The organism is Kitasatospora sp. NPDC088264 (assembly GCF_040685715.1).
GTDB lineage: Bacteria > Actinomycetota > Actinomycetes > Streptomycetales > Streptomycetaceae > Kitasatospora.
Genome location: NZ_JBFBIR010000129.1, coordinates 1 through 3,829 on the forward strand (window position 1 = coordinate 1; position 3,829 = coordinate 3,829).

Genomic DNA, 3,829 nt, shown 5'->3' on the forward strand with positions numbered 1-3,829 from the left:
TACCCGGCGCCGACCAGCAGGTGGCGGGCGCCGCCGTCCTCCAGCAGCCCGGTGTTGCGGGCGGCCGGGGCGGCCGGGTCGAGCGGCAGGTAGGCACCGCCGGCGCCGATCACGCCCAGCACGCCGGCGATGAACGGGACGCCGGGCTCGGCGAGCATCGCGACCACCGAGCCGGTGGTGACCCCGGCCTCCGCGAGGCCCGCGGACAGGCCGCCGGCCGCCTCGACCAGTTCCTGGTAGGTCAGCGAGCCGGCGCCGTCGGTGACGGCGGTCGCCTCGGGGGTGCGGGCGGCGACGGCGCGCACCCGCTCGACGACGCCGAGGCTCTCCTCGGGGATCGACGGGTCCCATGTGCCGAGCAGTCCGCCCAGCTCGCCGGGGGTGCCGGTGCCGGTGAGGTCCGCCGGGCCGGTCACGTCGACCTGGGCGAGCGGCAGTCCGGGCCGCTCGGCGACGGTCCGCAGCAGGTGCTGGAAGATCGCCGAGACCCGCTCGACCTCGGCCCGGCCGAACAGGCCGGGGTTGTAGTCCAGCCGCAGGTGCAGGCTGTCGCCGGGGTGGACCACCAGGCTCAGCGGGTGGTGCCGGGCGTCGAGGGCCTCGGTGCGGACGATGCGCGGGCCGTCGGCGACGCCGGTGTCGAGGCCGTTCTCGTCCAGCGGGAAGTTCTCGAACAGCACCACGGTGTCGAAGACCTCGCCGGACAGGCCGGCGGCCTGGTGGATCGCGGCGAGCCCGAGGTGCTCGTGCGGGAGCAGCGCGGTCTGCTGGTCCTGGAGGGCGTGCAGCAGTTCGGCGAGGGTGGCATCGGGGTGCAGTCGGGCCCGGACCGGCACGGTGGTGAGGAACATGCCGATCATCGACTCGACGTCCGGGACCTCGGCCGGGCGGCCGGAGGTGACGGCGCCGAACACCACGTCCTGGCGGCCGGTGAGCCGCCCGAGCAGCAGCGCCCAGCAGCCCTGCACCACGGTGTTGACGGTCAGGCCCTGGGTGCGGGCCCAGCCGGCGAGCGCGGCGGTCAGCTCGCGCGGCACCTCGGCGAGCACCGCGTCGGGCAGCACCGGGAGGCGGCTCGGGTCGGCGGGGACGAGCAGGGTGGGCTCGTCGACGTCGGCCAGCACCTCGTGCCAGGCGGCCCGGGCCGCCGTGCGGTCCTGCGCGGTCAGCCAGGCCAGGTACGAGCGGTACGGGGCCGGGTCGGGCAGCAGCGCGACGTCCGCGCCGGGCGCGCAGAGCGCGAACAGCTCGCGGACGAGCAGCGGCATCGACCAGCCGTCGACCAGGATGTGGTGGCTGGTCCAGATGAACCGGTGCCGGCCCTCGCCGTGGGTGACGAGCGCGAAGCGCAGCAGCGGCGGCGCGGCGAGGTCGAAGCGGCGGGTGCGCTCGGCCTCGGTGATGCGGCTCAGCTCGGCGGCCCGGGCGGGCTCCGGCAGGTCGGTCAGGTCGGCGTCCAGCCAGGGCAGTTCGGCGTGCTGGGCGATGACCTGGACGGGCTCTCCGGTGGCCCGGGCGCGGAAGGCGGCGCGCAGGTTCGGGTGCCGGTCGAGCAGGGCCTGCCCGGCGGCGCGCAGGGCGTCGGCGTCGAGGTCGCCCTCGATGTCGGCGACGATCTGCAGGGTGTAGACGTCGACCGCGTCCGCGCCGCCCCCGGCGGCGGTGTCGTAGTCGGCGTGGAAGAGCATGCCCTGCTGGAGCGGGGTGAGCGGCAGGACGTCGGCGAGGGCGGTGCCGGCCTCGGCGAGTTCGGCCTCGTACTCCTCGATCTCGTCCTGGGCCAGGGCGACCAGCGGCAGGTCGGAGGGGGTGCGGCCGCCCGCACCGGGGGCGGTGGCGTGCCGGGCGAGCAGTTCGAGGGCGCGGAACCAGGTGGCCGCGACGTCCTGGGCGTCCTCCTCGGCGACGGTCCGGCCGGCCCAGGACCAGTTGGCGATCAGGTGCGGGCCGTCGTGCCGGTCCTCGGTGGCCGGGGTGACGTCGAGCAGGTGCGGCAGCGGCATGGCGGGGTGGGCGCCGGTGCCGACCACGCCGTCGCCGCCGGCCGGCTCCCAGAGGCGGGCCTCGCGGGCGTCGAAGCGGCCCATGTAGTTGAAGCCGATCTGCGGCTTGTGGTGGCCGGCCAGGGCGCGGGCGGCGTGCGGGTTGAGGTAGCGCAGCAGGCCGTAGCCGACGCCGCGGTCGGGCAGCGCGCGCAGCTGCTCCTTGATCCGCTTGAGGGCGGCGGCGAGGGCGGGGCCGCCGGCCCAGAGCTCGTCCCAGTCGAGCGTGCCGGGGTCGAGGCGCATCGGGAAGGCGCTGGTGAACCAGCCGACGGTGCGGGACAGGTCGAGGCCGTCGCCGAGCTGCTCGCGGCCGTGGCCCTCCAGCTCGATCAGGGTCTGGGCGTAGTCGGCGCGGCCGTGCCGGCGGCGCCAGTCGGCGACGGCGAGGGCGAGGCCGGTCAGCAGGACGTCGTTGACCTCGGCGTGGAAGGCCGCCGGGACGTCGGTGAGCAGCGGGCCGGTGACCTCGGGGCCGAGCTCCAGGCGCAGGGTGCGCTGGGTGCCGTAGACGTCCGTCTCGGGGTCGAGCCGGTGGGTGCCGACCAGCGGGTCGGGGCCGGTCAGGATCGACTGCCAGAGGGCGAGTTCGGGGCCGCGGACCTGGGTTCGGGCCTGCGCGGCGAGCAGCTGGGACCAGGCGCGGTAGGAGGTGCCGACCGGGTCGAGGGCGGGGGTGCGGCCGGCCGCCAGCGCCTCGCAGGCGGCGGCGAGGTCGGGCAGCAGGATCCGCCAGGACACGCCGTCGATGACCAGGTGGTGGGCGGAGAGCACCAGCAGGGCGGTGTCGGCGCCGGGGGCCGCGCCGATCAGCACGGCCTGGATCATCACGGCGGCGGCGGGGTCGAGCCGGGCGCGGGCGGCGGCGGCCTGCCGCTCGGCGAAGCCGAGGGCGTCCTGGTCGTCGGCGCCGCTGCCGGCGCCGTTCTCGGCGGTGGCGACCAGGCGGACGCCGGCGAGCGCGCCGGGGGCCAGTGCCTCCAGGTGCCACAGGCCGGGGGCGGGTTCGGTGGCCCGGGTGCGCAGCGCGTCGTGGTGGTCGACCAGGGTGTGCAGGGCCGCGTCGAGCAGTTCGGCGTCCAGGGCGGCGGGGACCCGGACGACCACGTGCTGGCTGTACTTGACGACCGGGCCGGTGAGGCTGGTGGTGTCGTCGTGCAACTGGCCCATGATCGGGGTGAGTTCGTACGGGCCGGTGCCGCCGGCGTCCTCGGCGGGCGCGGTCGCCGCCGTGGGGTCGGCGCCGCCCGCGACCCGGGCGAGGGCGGCGGCGGTCTTGTGGGTGAAGATGTCGCGGGTGGTGAGGGTGAGTCCGGCCTTGTGGGCGCGGCTGACGACCTGGATGGAGCGGATGCTGTCGCCGCCGAGGGCGAAGAAGTCCTCGTCGATGCCGACCCGGCCGGTGCCGAGGACCTCGGCGAGGATGTCGCAGAGGACCCGCTCGCGCTCGGTGCGGGGGCCGCGGAGGGTGTCCTGCTCGGCGAGGGCGGGCTTGGGCAGGGCCTTGCGGTCGAGCTTGCCGTTGGGGGTGAGCGGCATGGCGTCGAGGACGAGCCAGGACGCCGGGATCATGTATCCGGGCAGCAGTTGGGAGAGTTCGGCCCGGACCTGCGCGGGGTCGACGCCGGGGCCGGTGAGGTAGCCGATGAGGCGGGGGTTGCCGGAGGCGTCGGGGAGGACGGCGACGGCGGTGTCGGCGACGGTGTCGAGGGAGCGGATGACGGCTTCGATCTCGCCGGTTTCGACGCGGCGGCCGCGGATCTTGACCTGGTGGTCGCGGCGTTCGA

1 protein-coding gene is annotated in these 3,829 nt (G+C 76.1%); it reads right to left on the reverse strand.

Going from position 1 to position 3,829, the window contains the following annotated elements:
• Nucleotides 1–3,829 (reverse strand): condensation domain-containing protein (locus AB0O82_RS38535; protein WP_363589701.1); only part of this gene is annotated, 3,829 nt, incomplete at both ends.